Annotated in this window: 14 protein-coding genes and 1 pseudogene; 7 read left to right on the top strand and 8 right to left on the bottom strand. The window is 62.9% G+C overall.

The genetic code is table 11. The features are described from left to right. Nucleotides 1-71: 71 nt before the first annotated feature. The 7 genes from ACM6IP_RS06780 to ACM6IP_RS06750 all read right to left on the bottom strand — a co-directional run bounded on the left by ACM6IP_RS06780 (nucleotide 72) and on the right by ACM6IP_RS06750 (nucleotide 9,446). Nucleotides 72-2,213 carry a hypothetical protein gene (locus ACM6IP_RS06780; protein WP_414861191.1) on the bottom strand — a complete coding sequence of 714 codons (2,142 nt, stop codon included), beginning with the start codon at nucleotides 2,211-2,213 and terminating at the stop codon, nucleotides 72-74. Continuing rightward, entirely contained in the window at nucleotides 2,200-3,399 is a 1,200-nt protein-coding gene (locus ACM6IP_RS06775) for a DUF3142 domain-containing protein (protein WP_414861190.1), read from the bottom strand. The genes ACM6IP_RS06780 and ACM6IP_RS06775 overlap by 14 nt, the downstream gene beginning before the upstream one ends. Before the next feature lie 222 nt (nucleotides 3,400-3,621). Further along, the gene (locus ACM6IP_RS06770) at nucleotides 3,622-4,485 is read right to left on the bottom strand and encodes a class I SAM-dependent methyltransferase (RefSeq protein ID WP_414861189.1); all 864 of its coding nucleotides are present in this window, start codon (nucleotides 4,483-4,485) and stop codon (nucleotides 3,622-3,624) included. Next, complete coding sequence (locus tag ACM6IP_RS06765; RefSeq protein ID WP_414861188.1) at nucleotides 4,479-5,633, bottom strand: acyltransferase family protein; 1,155 nt, start codon at nucleotides 5,631-5,633, stop codon at nucleotides 4,479-4,481. Before ACM6IP_RS06765 ends, ACM6IP_RS06770 begins: the two co-directional genes overlap by 7 nt. Further along, entirely contained in the window at nucleotides 5,630-6,523 is an 894-nt protein-coding gene (locus ACM6IP_RS06760; RefSeq protein WP_414861187.1) for a class I SAM-dependent methyltransferase, read from the bottom strand. Before ACM6IP_RS06760 ends, ACM6IP_RS06765 begins: the two co-directional genes overlap by 4 nt. Beyond that, complete coding sequence (locus ACM6IP_RS06755) at nucleotides 6,520-7,803, bottom strand: glycosyltransferase (protein WP_414861186.1); 1,284 nt, start codon at nucleotides 7,801-7,803, stop codon at nucleotides 6,520-6,522. The genes ACM6IP_RS06760 and ACM6IP_RS06755 overlap by 4 nt, the downstream gene beginning before the upstream one ends. Then, nucleotides 7,797-9,446 (bottom strand): glycosyltransferase, encoded by a 1,650-nt coding sequence (locus ACM6IP_RS06750; RefSeq protein WP_414861185.1) that lies wholly within the window; start codon nucleotides 9,444-9,446, stop codon nucleotides 7,797-7,799. Before ACM6IP_RS06750 ends, ACM6IP_RS06755 begins: the two co-directional genes overlap by 7 nt. Before the next feature lie 427 nt (nucleotides 9,447-9,873). On the opposite strand from ACM6IP_RS06750, the gene ACM6IP_RS06745 reads away from it, so the two are divergent. The 7 genes from ACM6IP_RS06745 to ACM6IP_RS06715 are packed head-to-tail and all read left to right on the top strand — an operon-like array spanning nucleotide 9,874 to nucleotide 17,473. After that, a complete protein-coding gene (locus ACM6IP_RS06745) occupies nucleotides 9,874-10,788 on the top strand; it encodes a GDP-mannose 4,6-dehydratase (protein WP_401127137.1) in 915 nt (304 codons plus the stop codon). Next, nucleotides 10,785-11,756, top strand: a complete 972-nt coding sequence (gmd, locus tag ACM6IP_RS06740) for a GDP-mannose 4,6-dehydratase (protein ID WP_095165043.1) — start codon at nucleotides 10,785-10,787, stop codon at nucleotides 11,754-11,756. Before ACM6IP_RS06745 ends, gmd begins: the two co-directional genes overlap by 4 nt. Before the next feature lie 36 nt (nucleotides 11,757-11,792). Then, nucleotides 11,793-12,590 carry an ABC transporter permease gene (locus tag ACM6IP_RS06735; RefSeq protein ID WP_095165044.1) on the top strand — a complete coding sequence of 266 codons (798 nt, stop codon included), beginning with the start codon at nucleotides 11,793-11,795 and terminating at the stop codon, nucleotides 12,588-12,590. Further along, nucleotides 12,590-13,855 carry an ABC transporter ATP-binding protein gene (locus ACM6IP_RS06730; RefSeq protein WP_414861184.1) on the top strand — a complete coding sequence of 422 codons (1,266 nt, stop codon included), beginning with the start codon at nucleotides 12,590-12,592 and terminating at the stop codon, nucleotides 13,853-13,855. The genes ACM6IP_RS06735 and ACM6IP_RS06730 overlap by 1 nt, the downstream gene beginning before the upstream one ends. Further along, complete coding sequence (locus tag ACM6IP_RS06725) at nucleotides 13,852-15,228, top strand: glycosyltransferase family 4 protein (protein ID WP_414861183.1); 1,377 nt, start codon at nucleotides 13,852-13,854, stop codon at nucleotides 15,226-15,228. The genes ACM6IP_RS06730 and ACM6IP_RS06725 overlap by 4 nt, the downstream gene beginning before the upstream one ends. Next, the gene (locus tag ACM6IP_RS06720; protein ID WP_095165050.1) at nucleotides 15,212-16,342 is read left to right on the top strand and encodes a glycosyltransferase family 4 protein; all 1,131 of its coding nucleotides are present in this window, start codon (nucleotides 15,212-15,214) and stop codon (nucleotides 16,340-16,342) included. The genes ACM6IP_RS06725 and ACM6IP_RS06720 overlap by 17 nt, the downstream gene beginning before the upstream one ends. After that, nucleotides 16,343-17,473, top strand: coding sequence for a glycosyltransferase family 4 protein (locus ACM6IP_RS06715; protein ID WP_159998678.1), 1,131 nt, complete (start codon nucleotides 16,343-16,345; stop codon nucleotides 17,471-17,473). On the opposite strand, the pseudogene ACM6IP_RS06710 reads toward ACM6IP_RS06715, so the two are convergent. Next, nucleotides 17,465-18,355, bottom strand: a pseudogene (locus ACM6IP_RS06710) (pyridoxamine 5'-phosphate oxidase family protein); the annotation flags it as partial. The gene ACM6IP_RS06715 and the pseudogene ACM6IP_RS06710 sit on opposite strands and share 9 nt — an antisense overlap. Nucleotides 18,356-18,382 lie beyond the last annotated feature (27 nt).

Here is an 18,382-nt window from a genome sequence, read left to right as displayed (position 1 = left end):
CCCCGCCTACATGTTCCACGTGGAACCCCGCGCCTGGCTGTCAACCAAACGCGGGGTACGCCGTTACTGACTCAGGAAGCCTGGCGCCGGCGCCGCAGCAACAACAGGCCCGCTACCCCCACCAGAAGCAGCCCGCCGACCTGCAGCACGCGCTTGTACGGCCGCAAGTCCGAACGCACGTTGTCCACTGCCTCGGTCACGTAGCGCTGGTTGGCGGCGGCGAAGTCCGGCTCCTCACACTGCTGGCCAAAGTTCTCTGCCCACGGCACATAAGGCCCCTGCTCGACGTAGCGCCGGTACAACGCACGCTGGTCCTCCAGGCCGGTGCCCCAGCCCGAGGCCTTGCACAGCACGGCGGCGAAGGCCTGGCTGGTATGGGGCAGCAGGTCGGCCGCCTGGCTCGCCAGCGCGGTGGCGACGTAGCGATAGTGGAAGCGCTCGTTCGGCTGGGCGACGCTGGCGTGCTGACGCTGGACTTCGCCGAGGGCGATCAGGGGGGCGGCCTTGATCTCGGGGATGTCGAGGCTGAAATTGCCCTCGAAGGTGGCGAAATCCGGGGCCATCTCGTAGCCGAGCAGCTCCATGCCGTGTTCCCGGGCCAACCGGCCCGCGTCATAGAAGGCTGCGGCGCGTTTGGTCGGCCACCAGCTCGAGTGCGCGGTTTCGCGCAAGCCCACGTACTCCTTGGCCAGCGCCTGCAGCCCAGGGTTGTCGAAGTACGCCGCGGCCTCGGCATAACGCTCCTCGCGCAGTAAACGCCGGCCCAGCAGGTCGCGCAAGCGCGCGCTCACCGGCAGGGGCTCGTAGTTGTCACGCTGCTCCTGGGTCAGTGGTGTGGGGGCTGGCACCTGCTGGTCCACGAACTGCTTGAGTTCGTCCACCGTCAGCACCCGCTCCGCGACCAGCGCGGCATCCTGCCAATACAGGTCCTGGCTGCGGTACAACTGCTCGAATGCCTGCAGGTAGTCGCCGCGCTCCAAGGCCAGCAAGGCACTTTCACCCTCGACCCGGCAGCCGGGCTTCAGCGCTTCATAGTCACCGCTGGCGGTGTTGCGCAGGCCCCAGTCTTCATCCTGGGGAAAGGCTTTGGCCGCCTTGGCATACGCACTGGCAGCCAAGGCCTTGTCGCCGTCGCGCAGCGCCATTTTTGCCCGCAGCCACCAGGCCAGGCCACCGTCACCTGCATGCTCGAGCAGGGTTTTGCTGGTGGCGTAATCACCGATCTGGTAGTTCAGCGCCGCCAGGCGGTCAGCATTTTCCAGGCTGCCGGTAGTGCTCTGTATCAGGGCCTTGATGATTTTCTGTTCAGCCGGCGGTTGCTCACCGAAGGACCAGCCTACGTGGCTGATCAACGCCGCCGTGACCAATTGCTGGACTGCCTGGCCTTCGAGCAAGGGGATGAGCTGCGCCTCAGGCATGGCATTGAGCTCATCGATCAACTGCTTGAGGGAGCTGTAGCCGACGGGCGAACCTTGCCGGCTCTGGGTCGCGTACAACTCGACTGCACTGTTCCAGTCACCCTCCTGGCGCACCAGTCGCGCTTCTTCACCGAGGCTGGCAATACCCAGTTCGAGCGGGTCACTGAAGCCGTCGACACTCAGTTGACGGGCCTGGATAAAGGCCTGCCGGGCTTGTTGCAAGACGTCCTGGCTGGCGGGTTGATTCTGCTCGCTGGCCTGCTGATTGATAGCCATCAATGCCCGGCCGAGCGAGTACGCGGCCCAGGTGCTGCGCAGGGCGCGCTGGTCGGCCGGGAGCGCCAGCACCTGGCGGAAGTAGTCGGCTGCCGTGGCCGCATCGCCAGCGTTGAACGCCACCGCACCCGCGGTATAGAGGCTGAGTTCCGGGGCCAGGCCGGCACTCTCGGCCAACACCTGGTGCGCGTCCTGCAGGGTTCGCAGCCGGGTTACCTGCGCGCGCTGCGCATCAGTCAGGCCCAGCTGTTCAGCGTTGTTCCGGGCCTGTACGTAGGGGTCCAGGTCACTGTCGTAATCGCGGCTGAGGCCCGTTGTCGCCGCTGGTTTCAGGCCGGCGATGACCTTGCCCAGGCGATTGATCTCGAACTGGAAACTGCCTTCCGGCAACTCACCCAGGGTCATCGCCCGGTCGCCCAACAGGCGCAGTGGAAAGTCCGGCCCGCAGGCGGTGGCAGTGCCCAGCGGCAGAAACAGACTCAACGCGAGCAAATGCCGCGACCAGTTACGGGAATACATGTGAACCTCCTTGATCAATTTGTGTGCAGCGTGCCCAACCCAGGGTACGCTCGGCACCGGCGGGCAAACGGCCGTCCCTGAGGCGGCTGAAACTCAGTTGTCCAGGCGTCTGCTGTACGGCATAGCCGTTGAGCGCATCTACGGCGACGCATTGGCTGACGGCCAGGGTCACCCGTTGCGGCAACGTGCCGTCGAGGTTGCCGTCATTTCTGACCACGATGTCGTACAGACCTTGCTGGCTGGAAAGGTTCAACGCCAGGCGGCTGCGCAGTTGCTCGCCGCGCGCCACGGCCCCCAGGGTTGTCAGGCTCCAGGCACGCCGGTCGCCCTTGAGCGGCAGGCGAAACCAGATCAATCCGGCCAGGTGTGGCGGCGGCTCGGCACGCAACTGACTGGCCAGTGTCGCCAGTTGTTGCGGGTCGGCCATCAGTTCGCGGCGCTGGCCGACCCGTTCGATCGGCACTTCACTCTCCACCAGGGGCGCCCCGCCCTCTCCCGGCAGCAGGGCGATGCCATAGGCCGGCAATGCCAGGTAAAACGGTTGCCGAGTGATGCGGCTCCAGCGCTCGGCCCATTGCTTGGCTTGCACCGGGTCGAACAGGCCAAGCTCCGGACGGCTCACCGCGTGCACCTGCAAGACGCTGCTGTCGACCGCCGCCAGCAAGGCCGCCAGCTCGGGACTGTCGAGCCAGGCTGGCAAGGCAGTGATGCTCAGCTTCAAGGAGGCGGGCAAGGCCTGGCGCAAACCCAGCAGGAACTCGCGATAGGCCGGCAATCGCGCGGTCCCGGCGTCGTGATCGATTTCCACACCTGCCAGCGTCAAGCCCAAGGCCTGCCAATCGGCGACCATTTGCAGGATCTGCGCCGTGGTATCGACCGGGTCCAGGTGCTTGAGCTGGCCATCCAGGCGGACCACCGCAATCAGTGGCCGGCCGTCACGCTGCAACAACGACCCATCGATCTGCGCGCGACGCCAGCCGCCTTGTGGATAAGTCTGCAGGGCGAGGACCCGCAGGGTGGAAAAATCGGCACGCGATTGCGCCAGCGCCTCGGCATGGGCGGTGGTCCATTGGCGCTGCCAGATGTAGAGCTGTTGATCGAGGGGGGGCGCGGTCGACTGCTGGCAACCGCCCAGGAGCGCGAGGCTGAACAACAGCGCACGACGCAGAAGATAAATCGAAGACATTAAGGGCCTGTGGCTGAAGGACTGACCTGGCCTGCTGGGTATGGGGTATGGGGTATGGGGTATGGGCGTAGGAGCGAGCTTGCTCGCGAAAAACTCAAGAGCGACGGGTTTTTTCAGACAGCACGCGTCATCGTTAACGTCCATCGCGAGCAAGCTCGCTCCTACACCCATACCCCACATACGCGCATCAACACCCACACACAGCCGGGCCGGTGCGTCAGCCTACGCAGCCAATGGCTTGCGGGCAATGATCACCTGACTTTTTGCGACTACGCCATCCAGCGCCTGCTTGATCTGCTCGCCGCGTGGCGACTCCAGGACCGCCGCCCAGGTCTCGGCCCAGTGGTTGAGCAGCGGATGGTCGGGACTGCTCAGGTCGACCTTGGCTTCCCAGAACAACATCATCCACAGCGACCAGTAAAAGCCGTACTGGCTGTGGCTGAGCACTTCCAGCCCGGCGTCGCTGACCATCTGCTTGAACTGATCTTCGCTGATGATGCGGATGTGGTTAGGCTTCTGGAAGTACTCGGGGGCGGCGATGTCTTTCTGCAGGTTTTCCGAACTGGGGTGCGGGACACTCAGCAGATAGAGCGCGCCCGGCTTGCCGACGCGCACCAGTTCGGCGAGAAACTGCGCGGGGTCGTCGACGTGTTCGATGACCTCGGTGGACACCACCCGGGTCGCCGTCTGATCGGCAATCGGCAGTGGCGCGCAGTCGGTGACGTGGCACTCGACGCTGGCCGCGATGGTATCGCCCAGGCGCAGGCGAGTGGCTTCGACCTTGGCCGCGTCGATGTCAGCAATGATGATGTGCGCCCCCCGGGTAGCACAGAAGTGCACGTTGCCACCGTCACCACACCCCACGTCCAGCAGCGTGTCGGCGGCCGTTACCGGAAAGCCGGTGAACAGTTCGCCGGTCTGCTGGTTGAACCAGCCACTGAGCACCGCATCGCGCAGGCCCAGCATGTAGGGATCGACCTTGGGTGCCGGCGCAGGCGTTGCCACCGGGGGCGCGGCTGGCGCAGGGGGACAGGCCGCAGCGGGGGCAACAGCGCCCCCCGCCAGCTTCTTCAACAGGCTCAGCATGAGGTGACTCCTGGGGATGGGGTGGCCGCTCGGGACGCACTCAAGCGTTTGACCAGCGCCGCGCCGCGATTACGCATGGGCATTTCGATAAACCGGTAGTTGAGCTCGCTCAACAGCACGATCAGGCCGAACGCCAGCAAGATCGTGATGATCGGGTGGCCGGCCGGGCTCGGCAAAGACGCCGCCTGCAAGCGAAAGATCAATTCGCGCACCAGCGCATAGGCCGGGATATGGATCAGGTAGATGCCATAGGAGCGACTGCCGATCCAGGTCATCACCCGCTTGAACAGCCCCGGTGGCATCAGGTAGTCACAGTTGTAGGACGCCAGCCAGACCAGCACCGCACTGAGCAGCGCGATGGCGCCGATGCGGTAGGAGGTGAAGGTAAAACGATCGGTCGCCAGAAAGCTCATCAACATGGCAATGGCCACCAGCACCGCGATACCTGCCCAGGGCCGGCGCAAGAAGGTCGGCTGCCAACGGCGGTAGGAAGGTTGTGCACTCCACATGGCCAGCAACACCCCCAACGCCAGCGCGTCGGTGCGGATCACCATCAGGATCGGCGTGCGCAACGTCAGCAGTTGCACCGCCACCAGGGCCAGCAAGGCCCACACCAGATGTTTGCGGCAGACCAGGATCAACAACGGAAACAACAGGTAGAACTGCTCCTCCAGGGACAGGCTCCAGTACACGAAGCTGGTGCCGTACTCATAGTGGAAGAAGCTGTCGGCGAAGCGGAAGTTGGCGTACTGCAACACCCCGGCCAGCGTCGCCTGCAGGTTGGCGGCCAGGGTGCCGAAGGCGCCTGAGCGGTTGATGAACAGGCAGGCGAGGAGCATCAGCGCTAGCCACAACCAGGCCGACGGCAAGAGTCGAAAGGCGCGCCGCAGCCAGAAATTGCGGGTCTGCTCCCAGCACTCCTGGCGCGTACTGCAGCCCTGCAGCGCGGGGATCAGGCTGCGCGCGATGACAAACCCGGAAATCGCGAAAAACAGATCGACGCCCCACCAGGGCTGGCCCAGGGCATGGATGGCTTGCAACAGCGGGACCTGCCCGGCGAACAGGCTGTCTTGCAGGTGATGGAACAGCACCCCGAGCACGGCAATGCCGCGCAACAGTTCGATGTCCATGATCCGCTTGTCACTCATCCCGCGCTCCCGGGCGTTACTTCGCCAGCCATGGGCTTGCGCGCGATGATCACCTGGCTCTTGGGCATGAACTGGTCCAGCACCTGCTTGATGGCCAACCCGTCGGGCTGCATCAGCAAGTCATGCCAGGTGCCGGCCCAGCCTTCCATCAGGGGCGGGTAAGGCGCCTGGATCCGGTCACGCACTGCGCCTGCCATATCCCGCCCCGCCGCGCGCTCGCTGGCCCAGAAGAAGATCATGCCCATGACCCAGAAAAAGCCGGTGGCCTGACGGTGTTCAATGATTAGCCCCGCGTCTTCGACCAGGGCGGCAAAACGTTCATGGGAAAAGATCTGCACATGGTTCGGCGCCTGGAAATAGGCGGCAGGCGCGATGCCTCGTTGCAGGTGCTCACCCACCGGCGCGGGCACGCTGAGCAAGTACTGGGCACCGGGACGACCCATGCGCACCAGCTCGGCCATGAACTGCTCGGGGGTATCGACGTGCTCCAGCACTTCCATGCACACCACTTTGCTCGCACAGCCGTCCGCCAGCGGCAGCGGCAGGCTGTTGCTGACCAGGCCGAGGGCTGGGGCCTGGGTCATGGCATCCACCTGGCGTGCCAGTTCGCGGACCTTGTCCTGTTCGCTGTCGGTAAAAATCACCGCGGCGCCCTGGCGAACTGCAAACAAGGTCGCCGCGCCCTCGCCACAACCGACGTCGAGCAGGGTGTCGTCGGCGCCAATCGCAAAGCCCTTGAGCAATTCCCCAGTACCGCCGAGAAACCAGCCGTCGAGTACCGCATCGGTGAAACCACAATCACGCGGCGATACCACCGGGACCGGGGCCGGTACTGGCTCCGCTACCGGGACGGGCGCAGGACGCAGCCAGTCGAACAGGCGGCCGATCATGCTGGTTTCGCCTGGGCGATCACGCTTGCCAGAAACGCCTGCAAGCGCTGCTCGGTAACCGCTTGGCTGCAGAACGCCTGCAGACGACTGACGGCATGGGCTGACATGCGTGCATAGCGTGGCGCATCGTTACGCGCCACCTGATAGCTGGCCTGGTAGGCCGAACACAGCGAATCCCAATTGGTGACGTACCGCAGGGTGCGGTAGGCCGCGCGCGGGTCATGGGGCCAGGCGGTGAGTTCATCGGTCGAGTCGACGATGAAGGTGTTTTGCCCATCGATGTAATCGGCCATCGCCGTGTTGCACGGGGCAACCGCCGGTTTGCCGCAGGACATGAACTCCATCAGCGGCAGGCACTGGCCTTCACCGAATGAACTGTTGACCACAAAGCTGGTGGCCTGCACCAGGCGCTCATAGTCCGCATCGGCGAGAAAGCCGTGGATCAACACAATGCGGCAACGGTAGTGCTGGTTCTTGTAGAGGTGGTGCAGCATGTCGTTCAAGGCGTCGGTGATGTCGTGGTGCGTGAGCTTGAGCACCAGAGTGGCATCGGCACACTCGCGGAACGTGGTGCAGAACGCGCTGAGCATGTCCTGCCAGTTCTTGCGCCCATCGTAGGGGTTGAACACCGAGGTGTAGATCACCCCGTCGAGCACCAGTTCGTGCTCGCCGGCAGGCGCGGCGAAATCCACCGGCTCGCCTTCACGCAACGCCACCGGGCCATACGGCCGCAGGTCCAGGTTGCGGCTGTCGATCAGCAGGCCACGCAGGCTGAGGCTGACCTGTTCGGCCAACGGCTGCTGCCCGAGCCCGCGCCCGCGCCCGGCAAAACGGTCCCAGACCGGCGCCGGAATCGCGCTGATCGGATAGTCCGGGCCCATGGCATCACGCACCGCGGTCACGGTAAAACTGGAATGGGTAATCGCGGCGCCGACCTTGTCCAGCACCATGCGCCAGTCGTGCCGGGGTTCGCCCTGCCAGGTGTCGGTGGGAATGGTGCTGAACTCCCAGGCAAACACCGGAATGGTCGGACAGGCGTAGTGGATCGGGGTGCGATGGGGCGGCGAGAACGACAGGAACACGCAGTCTTCGCCACGGCTTTGGCAGTCGAAATACAGGCGGTCGACCAGTTCGTCGGGGTTGCTGACCTCGATCACCTGCCCCAGCCGCTCCAGTACCGGACGGAACTCCTTGAGCACAAAGTAGTAGCTGTACTCGGGACGGCCGAGATTCTGCTCGATGTTACTTTTGTTGGTTTCCGAATGAATGATGATCAGCATGAGGCCGCCCCTGCGGTCGCGACCGGCGACTCAGGCACCGGGTTGGTTGGCTGTTGCAGTCGCAGGAAGTCCGCCAGGCGTTGCTGCACTCCTGGGAAATTGCAGTAGTCGCGCATCCGCTCGTTGGCCGCACTGGCCATGGCCTGGTAACGCTCGGGCTGCGCCTTGGCCATGTGATAACTGGCCAGGTAGGCATTTTTCAGCGATCCCCAATCGGGACGCTGGTAGACAGTGCGGAACAGGATCCGGCTGTCCTGCGGCCACACAGTCGGCTCCTGGCTGGAGTCGACGATAAAGGCCACGCGGTCGTCGATGTAGTCCAGCATCGCCGTATGCCGAGGGGCGATCACCGGCTTGCCACAGGCCATGAACTCCATCAGTGGCAGGCACAGCCCTTCGCAGCGCGAGGCATTGACATAAAAACTGGCGGCGCCGTACAGCCGGGCAAACTGCTGGTCGTCCAGGTAGCCGTGGATGACCACCACCCGGCAACTGAAGGGCGACAACTGCGACAGCAGGGTCAGCATGTGCACGTAGTAAGTGGACAGGTCTTTCTGGGTCATCTTCAACACCAGGGTGGCGTCTTCGACATCGCGCATGGCCCAACAGAATGCGGTGATCACGTGGTGCCAGTTCTTGCGTCCGTCATCGGGGTTGAACACGCTGACGTACACCACCCCCTCGACCTGAATTTCGACCACTTGATCGGTGTCGGGAAACACTGCTTGCGGGTGTGAATCCTCGAGGGGCACATGCGCCCTTTCAACCACCTCCACTACCGGGGCAAGCGGCGATACTTCGGCGGCAGGTCGCTCGCCGCGCAGGCGTGCTCGCAGGCTTTGCGGCAGCAAATCACGAAAACCTTCGCCGTAGACCTGGTGCAGGTAATGGCGAAAGATCACCAACTGCCGGCGCAAGGGTTGGCTGGCAGCCTCGCGCAGACTCTGGCGCAGGTAATGTTTGGTGATGAACAGACGCCGATGCCAGGTCAGCGGTGGCGCCAGAACCACCGCTTCAGGCTCAAGAGCGGGCTCGGGTTGCGGCTCAGGTTGCGGTTCAGCCTCAGCGACGATCGGCGCGATCAGGCCGTCCGCCGAAAGCCCCAACGTGCGGCTGTCGATGATGCAGCCCAGGGTCTGCAAGGTGGTGCCGGGGTTGACCGGCTGGCTCGCGGACTGTTGGCGAATATCGGCAAAGCGTTCCCAGAGCGGGGTCGGCAGCACCAGCACCGGGAAGTCTTCGCCCAAGGCCCGACGCATCGCCTGCGCCGTATGGCTGGACAAGGTGATGACCCGGCCATGCTGCGCCAGGGTATGGCTCCAGTCCTGCCGGGGGTCGTTGTCCCAGTGCTCGGTGGGAATGGTGTCGAACTCCCAGGCAACCACGCAGATCGTCGGGCAGCTCAGGTCGGTAGGCGTCTTGTGTGGCGGTGCGAACGAAAGGAACAGGCTTTCTTCACCCTCGGCGGCGAGGCGTCGAAAAAGTGGGTCGACTTCGCTGATCGCGTCCACCATATGGACCCGACCCAGGCTTTCAAGGACCGGACGATAAGCCTTGAGGACAAAGTAGTAGCTGTATTCAGGACGGCCGAGGCTCTGGCTGATCGAGCGCTCGTTCACATCCGAGTAAAGAATGAAATTCATGGCATCCCACGCTGAAACCGCCTTTTCGGCAGCCTCATTCTTATGACGGCACAGCCCTGGATTTACCCGCCATAGCGCAGTTCGTCCAGCGCCTGCATGCCCGTCTACGTTCTTGTTTTTGTGGTCAGCTTTGTGTGGTCGAAGGACCACTTTGCTGATCGCTGGGCAATCGTGCTGAGGGGCATTCTAAACACATCCGTTGGGGATTCGTGAACACCGGCGATGAATAAATCCGACGGTCCTGACGAGAACTGCCCAGTCACGTTAAGACCTGTTGAAATTGCCGCGCAATTGGCACAGATTGACGCAAACAACTACAACAACGACTTTGCATATCAGAACCTTCCGAAAAGTGAGCACAGCTTTTCGGGTTCGCCCAATGAATTGATTGGGGTATGGCAAAGTTTACCGATTGAGGGGCTGTTGCTTGAAAAAGCGTCTGTTCGTTACAGGCCTGAATGGATTCGTCGGCCGTCATATCCAATCACGTCTGAACGCTGTCGACTCGCAGTGGCAACTGCTACCTGTTGCCCCGGGCTACGACCTGCGCGAGCCAAAAAGCCTCGAAGGCCTATGGCCAGAACTGCCCGATGCGGTGATTCACCTGGCGGGGCAAACCTTCGTTCCCGAAGCCTTCCGTGACCCGGCCAATACCTTGCAGGTCAACCTGCTGGGCACCCTCCACCTGTTGCAAGCACTCAAGGCTCGCGGCTTCAGCGGCACCTTCCTGTATGTCAGTTCAGGCGATGTGTATGGCCAGGTCAGCGAAAGCGCCTTGCCCATCGACGAACACCAGCCACCCTGCCCGCGCAACCCCTATGCAGTGAGCAAGCTCTCGGCAGAATTGTTGTGCCTGCAATGGGGCATGACCGAGGGCTGGCCGGTACTTGTCGCGCGCCCGTTCAACCACATTGGCACCGGGCAAATGGACAGTTTTGTCGTCGCCAGCGCCGCCCGGCAGATCTGCCGGATCAAACAAGGCCTGCAACCGGCGCAACTGCAGGTCGGCGATATCGATGTGACGCGCGACTTCCTCGACGTCGCGGACGTGGTGTCGGCCTACCTGGCCTTGCTGGCGAAGGGCGAGCCTGGGCAGGTGTACAACATCTGCTCCGGCATCGAGCAGAGCGTACGTGGCCTGATCGAGCAATTGGCCGATCTGGCCCAGGTCCCAGTGCAACTGATTCAAGACCCTGCGCGCATGCGCCGTGCCGAGCAGCGGCGTGTCTGCGGCAGCCATGCCCGGCTGCACCAGACCACCGGATGGGCGCCTGAACTTACAACACAACAATCCTTGCGGGCGATCCTGTCCGACTGGGAGTCACGGGTACGACAAGAATGACAAAAAGTGCACTGATCACAGGGATCACCGGCCAGGATGGCGCCTATCTGGCCAAACTGTTGCTCGACAAGGGCTACCAGGTTTTTGGCCTGGTCGCACGGCGCAGCAGCGACTCGCGCTGGCGCCTGCGGGAAATGGGTGTGGAAGGTGATATCCACTACCTGGACGGCGACATGGCCGACGCCTGCTCGGTGCAGCGCGCAGTAATCAAGTCGGCACCCGATGAGGTGTACAACCTGGCGGCGCAAAGTTTTGTCGCGGCGTCCTGGGACCAACCCGTGACCACCGGAATCGTTGACGGCCTGGGCGTGACCCACCTGCTTGAAGCGATTCGCCAGTTCAGTCCACACACCCGTTTCTACCAGGCCTCGACCAGCGAGATGTTTGGCTTGATCCAGGCCGCACAGCAGGACGAAAACACTCCGTTCTATCCACGCAGCCCCTACGGCGTGGCCAAGCTCTACGGCCACTGGATCACGGTGAACTACCGCGAAAGCTTCAACCTGCATGCCAGCAGCGGCATCCTGTTCAACCACGAGTCCCCGCTGCGCGGAATCGAGTTCGTGACGCGCAAGGTCACCGACGCAGCCGCCCGCATCAAGCAGGGCAAACAGCAGGAACTGCGCCTGGGCAACATCGACGCCAAGCGCGACTGGGGTTTTGCCGGTGACTATGTCGAAGCCATGTGGCTGATGCTGCAACAGGACAAGGCCGACGACTATGTGGTTGCCACCGGCATCACCACCACGGTGCGCGAGATGTGCCAGATCGCCTTCGATCATGTGGGCCTCAACTACCGCGACTTCGTGAAGATCGACCCGGCGTTTTTCCGCCCGGCCGAAGTCGACGTGTTGCTCGGCAACCCGGCCAAGGCTCAACGGCTGCTGGGCTGGAAACCGAAAACCGATTTGCAGACCTTGATCCGCATGATGATGGAAGCGGACATGAAACGCGTCGCCAAGGAGTAGGTCATGTTCGAAGATCAGTACGGCAGGACAGTCTGAATGCTCCTCAACCTCTATCGCTCACTGCGCAGCTATCGGGGTTTCATCCTCGGCAGCGTCAAGCGCGAGTTCCAGTCGCGTTATCGCAACTCTCTGTTCGGTGCCTTGTGGACCGTGCTCAACCCACTGTCGATGATCGTGGTGTACACGGTGATCTTCTCCCAGATCATGCGCGCCCGGTTGCCGGGCGTGGAGGATGGGCTGGCCTATAGCGTGTACCTGTGCGCCGGGCTGCTGACCTGGGGGTTGTTCTCCGAGATCACCCTGCGCAGCCAGAGCATGTTCCTGGAAAATGCCAACCTGCTGAAGAAGATCAGCTTCCCCAGGATTTGCCTGCCGGTGATTGTGCTGCTCAACGCCGGGATCAACTTCGCAATCATCCTCGGCCTGTTCCTGGGCTTTTTGCTGATCACCGGGCGCTTGCCCGGCATGGCGTTGTTGGCGCTGGTGCCGTTGCTGGCCCTGCAAGTGATGTTCTCGGCCGGGCTGGGGATGATTCTTGGTGTACTGAACGTGTTCTTCCGGGATGTCGGGCAATTCTTCGGCATCCTCCTGCAGTTCTGGTTCTGGCTGACGCCCATCGTCTACCCGATGTCGATCCTGCCCGAAGGCATCCAGCGCGTCCTGGCGCTCAACCCGCTGACCGCCTTGATGCACAGCTACCAGAATGTGTTTCTCTACAACCAGTGGCCGGACTGGAGTTCGCTGACCCCCGTGCTGGTGATCGGCCTGCTGTTCTGTGTGATGGGGCTGCGGCTTTTCCGCCAGCGTGTCGGTGAAATGGTGGATGAGCTCTGATGGGAACCATACGCGTCAGTGGCCTGGGCAAGGCCTACAAACAATACCCGAACCGCTGGAGCCGGCTGGTTGAATGGCTGGTGCCCTTCTCCCGTCCTCGCCATCAACAGCATTGGGTGCTGCAAGGCGTCGATTTCGAAATCCCGGCCGGTGAAGCCGTGGGCATTGTCGGGGTCAACGGTGCCGGCAAAAGTACCCTGCTGAAAATGATCACCGGCACTACCCAGCCCACCTGCGGGCAGATTCATCTGCAAGGCCGGGTGGCGGCCCTGCTGGAATTGGGTATGGGTTTCCACCCGGATTTTACCGGTCGGCAGAATGCCTTCATGGCCGGTCAGTTGCTGGGTATGCAAGTCGAGGAGATCGAGGCGCTGATGCCGGAGATCGAAGGGTTTGCCGAGATCGGCGAAGCCATCGATCACCCGGTGCGCACCTATTCCAGTGGCATGCAGATGCGCCTGGCGTTCAGTGTAGCTACCGCGCGCCGACCCGACATCCTGATCGTCGATGAAGCGCTGTCGGTCGGTGATGCCTACTTCCAGCACAAGAGCTTCGAACGCATCCGCAGCTTTCGCCGCGCCGGCACCACGTTGCTGATCGTGTCCCACGATCGCTCGGCCATCCAGTCGATCTGCGACACCGCGATCCTCCTGGAGAAGGGCCGCATGGCCATGCACGGCAAGCCGGAAGAAGTCATGGACTACTACAACGCCATGCTCGCCGAGCGCGAAGGCCAGATCGTGCGCCAGGAAATGCTCGCCAACGGCCAGGTGCAAACCATCTCCGGTACCGGTGAAGCGACCATCCACAGTGTGCGCCTGCTGGACCAGCGCCAGCGTTCGGTGGAAGTCGCCGAAGTCGGCCAGCCCATGGTGCTGGAGGTGCAAGTGGACGTGCGCCAGGACATCGAGCGCCTAGTGCTGGGCTTCATGATCAAGGACCGCCTCGGCCAGGCGATCTACGGCATCAACACCCACAGACTCGACCAGGCGCTGACGGACCTGCACGCCGGCGAGCGGGTGACTTACCGCTTTGCGTTCCCTATGCGCCTGGGCAAGGGCAACTACTCCGTGGCCCTGAGCCTGTCACGCCTGGACTCGCACCTGGACCGCAACTTCGAATGGCGCGATTACGGCCTGGTGTTCCACGTGATCAACAACCGCCAGGAAGACTTTGTCGGCTGCTCGTGGCTGGAGGCACAAACCAGCATCACCCGTTCATCAGAAACCTCGGTACAACCTCAGGCGCCGGAGACCGCCCCATGACACGACTGCTGGTTGAATGCACCTATGTGTTCGAACACCCGCAAGCCAACTCGGGTATTCAGCGCGTGGTGCGCAACGTCATTACCGAGCTGCCAAGAAACAACCCGGCCGTCGAATGCATTCCCGTGGTGATGCTCAAGGGCGCGCTGTATCAAGTGACCAGCCTGGCGCCACTCAAGGTGCCCAAGCTGGACCTGATGGGCGTGCGCGTACGGCTGGAGCAGATCGCCAACCGGTTCTGGCTGATGCACCGCACGCTGGAGCGGCGCACGCCGTTTCGCCAATCCCGGTTCGCTCGCCGAGTGTTGTATGTAGGCTGCCGGCTGGCGGCATTTGCCGCGTTGAGCGTGCCGATCCGGCTGCTCAATTACTGCCTCAGGCGCCAGGAGATCCCCACCCGCTGCCAACCCCTGCAGCATCAGGCGGGTGATCAACTGGTGCTCCTGGACTCTTCCTGGCACGCCGATTTTTTCCCCCTGGCCGAACAACTCAAGCGCGATGGCGTGGGCATTGTCTCGGTGATCTATGACTTGATCCCGCTGACCCACCCGCAGTTCTGCGACGCCGGACTGGTCCGGGTGTTCAACGACTGGTTCGACTGGATCGCGAAGACCGCCGACGGTTACGTGGCGATTTCCGCGACCATTGCCGATCAGGTACGCGATGAGATGCTGCGCCGCGTCGGGCCCGAGCAAGTGGCGCAACGCTGGTTCGACCACTTTCACCTGGGCAGCGAGCTGGACCTGTGCGACGACGCGTTGCCTGTGGAGCCGGCCCTCAAGCAGATGTTCAAGAACAAAGACCCGGTGTACCTGATGGTCAGCACCATCGAGCCGCGCAAGAACCACGCCTACCTGCTCGATGCGTTCGAGCTGGCCTGGGCCAAAGGTTCGCGCGCGCGGCTGTGCATTGCCGGGCGCATCGGTTGGAAGTGCGATGCGCTGATCGAGCGGATCCGCCAGCACCCGCAGCTCAACCAACGCCTGTTCATGTTCAATGACCTCACCGACAAGAGCCTGGAGTACGCCTACTCCAACGCCACCGCGCTGGTCTTCCCGTCCTATGTCGAAGGGTTCGGCCTGCCGCTGGTGGAGGCCATGCAGCGCGGTTTGCCGGCGATGGGCAGTGACATCCCGGTGTTCCGCGAGATCGGCGGCCCGTTCATGGCGTACTTCGACCTGGATGACCCGCAGACCCTGGTCGACCTGATGACACAGATGGAAACCACCGGCACCTTCCCGGCGGAGCGCGACGTCAAGGAGTGGCGCTGGCTGGGCTGGCGCGAGGCCAGCGCACAACTGGTGGAGCGCGTCCTGCGCCATGTGCGCAAGACCCCGACGACGGTTGAGAGGCAGCATGCAGATTGCTCTTAATGCGCGAATCCTGCAGGCGCCACGCACTGGCATTGGCCATTACCTGGCGGAGCTGGTCAACGCCCTCGGCCAGGAACCGGACATCACGCTGTCGTTGTTCCACGGCTGGGGCTGGAGCTCCCAGCTGCCGAGCGCCGCGATGCCCGGTTACTCACGGCTGAGCCCGGTGCTGCGGCAGATCCCCGGGGCGTATCAGGCACGCCGCTGGCTGGAGCAACGGCGCTTCGATCAGGGTCGCCCCGGCAACATCCAGCTGTACCACGAACCGAGCCTGTGGCCGCTTGCATTCAAGGGGCCGACGGTCGTCACCCTGCATGACCTGACGCACGTGCACTACCCCGCCACCCAGCCGGCGGCACGCTTGAAAGAGATCGAGCGACGCCTGGAACAGGGGGTGAAACAGGCCAGCCTGATCCTCACCGATTCCCAGTTCATTGCCGATGAGGCACAAGCGTATTTTGGCCTCGGCCCGGAACGCTTCGTGGTCGCCCCCCTGGGAGTCGCTCCGCGTTTTCACCCCCGTACCGACTCGACCTTGCACCCGGTGCTGCAGGCGCACGGGGTCGAGCCGCGCGGCTACTTCCTGTGTGTCGGCACCCTGGAGCCGCGCAAGAACCTCGGGCTGGCGCTGCGCGCCCATGCCCAACTGCCGGAATCGCTGCGCCAGCGCATGCCCTTGCTGATTGTCGGGATGGCCGGCTGGAAAGCCCAGCAGCTCGACGATGAACTGCGCAAAGGCCTGGCCAGCGGGCATGTCTGCCTGCTCGGGTACCTGCCCGATGAGGAAGTCGCCCACTTGGTGGCCGGCGCCCGGGCCCTGGTATTTCCATCGATCTATGAAGGTTTTGGCCTGCCCGTGCTGGAGGCCATGGCCAGTGGTACCCCGATCATCCTCACCCGACGCTCGGCCATGCCGGAGGTCGCGGGGGCTGCGGGCAACTATATTGAACCCGAGGACCTGCACGGCTTGCGTGATGCCATGAGCCGGCTGGCCGACGATCAAGTGCATTGGCAGGTAAGCCGAGAAGCCGGGCTGCAACAGGCGAAGCTTTTTTCCTGGGATCGCTGCGCGACGCTCACCGCGCGCGCCTATCGCCAGGTTTTAGGAGGTTGAATGCGCGTCCTACATTTCTATAAAACCTATCTGTCGGAAACCGTCGGCGGCATCGAGCACGTGATGTTCGAACTCTGTGAAAGTGGCGCCGCCCATGGCATCGAGAGCCAGGTGCTGACATTGAGCGCCAACCCCGTGCCGGCGGTTATCCCATTTGGCCAGCACCAGGTGCACCGAGCCAAACTCGATGTGCAGATCGCCTCCACCGGGTTCTCCTACAGCGTGCTCAAACAGTTTCGTGAGCTGGCGGCCGAAGCTGACGTGATCAACTATCACTTCCCCTGGCCGTTCATGGATGTAGTGCATTTTCTCAGCGGCATGAACAAACCGAGCGTGGTGACCTACCACTCGGACATCATCCGCCAGAAGCTCCTGCTCAAACTCTACCAGCCGTTGATGACGCGGTTTCTGGCCAGCGCCGATCGGATTGTCGCAGCCTCGCCGAACTACCTGCATACCAGTGAAGTGCTGAAAAAATTCCCGGACAAGACCCGGGTCATTCCCTATGGCCTGAACAAGGCCGCCTACCCCAAGTCCGACCCTGAGCGTATGGCCCGTTGGCGGGAACGCCTGGGCGAGCGCTTTTTCCTGTTCGTCGGGGTGATGCGCTACTACAAAGGGCTGCACATCCTGCTCGAAGCCCTCAAGGGTGTCGATTACCCGGTGGTGATCGTCGGTGCCGGGCCGCTGGAGGCCGAATTGCACGCGCAGGCCGCCGCACTGGGCCTGCGCAATATCCAGTTCCTCGGTCGTCTCGACGATGAGGACAAGGCCGCCTTGCTGGAGCTGAGCTATGCCATCGTGTTTCCTTCGCACCTGCGCTCGGAAGCCTTTGGCATTTCGCTGCTGGAAGGGGCGATGTATGGCAAACCGATGATCTCCAGTGAGATCGGTACCGGTACCAGCTATATCAACAGTCACGGCGAAACCGGGCTGGTGGTGCCACCGAGCGATCCACCGGCCTTGCGCCAGGCCATGCGTACCCTGTGGGATAACCCGCAACAGGCCGCGGCCATGGGCATCAAGGCCGAGGCTCGTTACCGGCAGTTGTTCAGCGCTGAAGAAATGGGTCGCCAGTGGGCGGCGCTGTACGAGGAAGTGCTGGCCGAGAAGTCACTGTCCTATGCCTGAACGGCGCCAGCGTAGAGCCAGCGCCGCCGGACGCCGCACGACCTGCTCCACCTGCAGCGTCCACAGCCTTTCAGCGCCTTGGCAGGCCGCCACTTGCGGCCCGTCGAGGATGATTTCGCTACGACCACTGAGCTGCAGCACATCACCCGTGGTGAAATCGATGAACAGCAGCCCCGCTCGGGGATTGAGCAGCAGGTTGCCCAAGGTATTGAAGTGGCGGTTGCCGGCAAAGTCGGGGATGGTCAGGCGATTGCCCTGCACCTGGACAAAACCGGCATCACCGCCACGATGGGAAACATCCACCGCCCGTGAGTTATCCACATCCACATAGCTGGCGACAAAGAAGGTGTCGGCTGTGCGAATCAGCGCCCGGGCCGCGTCATCCAGGGCATCCAGGTAGTGCACGATGCGCGCGGATGGGTCGGCCAGCGGCACTGACTCGAACTGGCGGACCTGGACGTACTGCGGGCAATTGCCGAAGGCCTGCTCGACCGTAACACTCAACCCCAACTCATCGACCGTCAACACCCGGCCATTGAGGCGGTTGCGCCGACGACTGTGCAGTTCGATCCCCAGTAACCCGATCGCCGCGCCGGCCCGTACCTGCGCCGGATCATCGAGACTGGGCAGGCTGTCCAGGCGCAACCGCGCAGGTTGCGGTGAATGGGCAAAACCGGGTGGGCCCTCGAGAACGCTGGCCCAAGGATTACCTTGGGCGTCGACTGCACCGAACAGCATGAAGGGTAACTGAGCATAGAACTGGCGATGTTGCTCCGGCATCTCGGTGCGGATCACCTTGCGCCCGAACGCCTCCATGCGCTCGGCAACCCCCACCAGGGATTGCAACTGCCGCTCACCTGCGTGCCAGGGTGAAATGTCCATCACACAACTCCCCTGCGCACTTGGCGC

This window comes from Pseudomonas sp. IT-P176 (assembly GCF_949767245.1).
Classification (GTDB): Bacteria; Pseudomonadota; Gammaproteobacteria; order Pseudomonadales; family Pseudomonadaceae; genus Aquipseudomonas.
The sequence above is the reverse complement of the archived record's forward strand: the minus strand, read 5'-3'. Positions and strand labels throughout refer to the sequence as shown.

Coding starts and splice junctions, on each gene's coding strand:
- ACM6IP_RS06780 (WP_414861191.1), bottom strand. CDS start 2,213: ATGTATTCCCGTAACTGGTCGCGGCATTTGCTCGCGTTGAGTCTGTTT.
- ACM6IP_RS06775 (WP_414861190.1), bottom strand. CDS start 3,399: ATGTCTTCGATTTATCTTCTGCGTCGTGCGCTGTTGTTCAGCCTCGCG.
- ACM6IP_RS06770 (WP_414861189.1), bottom strand. CDS start 4,485: ATGCTGAGCCTGTTGAAGAAGCTGGCGGGGGGCGCTGTTGCCCCCGCT.
- ACM6IP_RS06765 (WP_414861188.1), bottom strand. CDS start 5,633: ATGAGTGACAAGCGGATCATGGACATCGAACTGTTGCGCGGCATTGCC.
- ACM6IP_RS06760 (WP_414861187.1), bottom strand. CDS start 6,523: ATGATCGGCCGCCTGTTCGACTGGCTGCGTCCTGCGCCCGTCCCGGTA.
- ACM6IP_RS06755 (WP_414861186.1), bottom strand. CDS start 7,803: ATGCTGATCATCATTCATTCGGAAACCAACAAAAGTAACATCGAGCAG.
- ACM6IP_RS06750 (WP_414861185.1), bottom strand. CDS start 9,446: ATGAATTTCATTCTTTACTCGGATGTGAACGAGCGCTCGATCAGCCAG.
- gmd (WP_095165043.1), top strand. CDS start 10,785: ATGACAAAAAGTGCACTGATCACAGGGATCACCGGCCAGGATGGCGCC.
- ACM6IP_RS06735 (WP_095165044.1), top strand. CDS start 11,793: ATGCTCCTCAACCTCTATCGCTCACTGCGCAGCTATCGGGGTTTCATC.
- ACM6IP_RS06730 (WP_414861184.1), top strand. CDS start 12,590: ATGGGAACCATACGCGTCAGTGGCCTGGGCAAGGCCTACAAACAATAC.
- ACM6IP_RS06725 (WP_414861183.1), top strand. CDS start 13,852: ATGACACGACTGCTGGTTGAATGCACCTATGTGTTCGAACACCCGCAA.
- ACM6IP_RS06720 (WP_095165050.1), top strand. CDS start 15,212: ATGCAGATTGCTCTTAATGCGCGAATCCTGCAGGCGCCACGCACTGGC.
- ACM6IP_RS06715 (WP_159998678.1), top strand. CDS start 16,343: ATGCGCGTCCTACATTTCTATAAAACCTATCTGTCGGAAACCGTCGGC.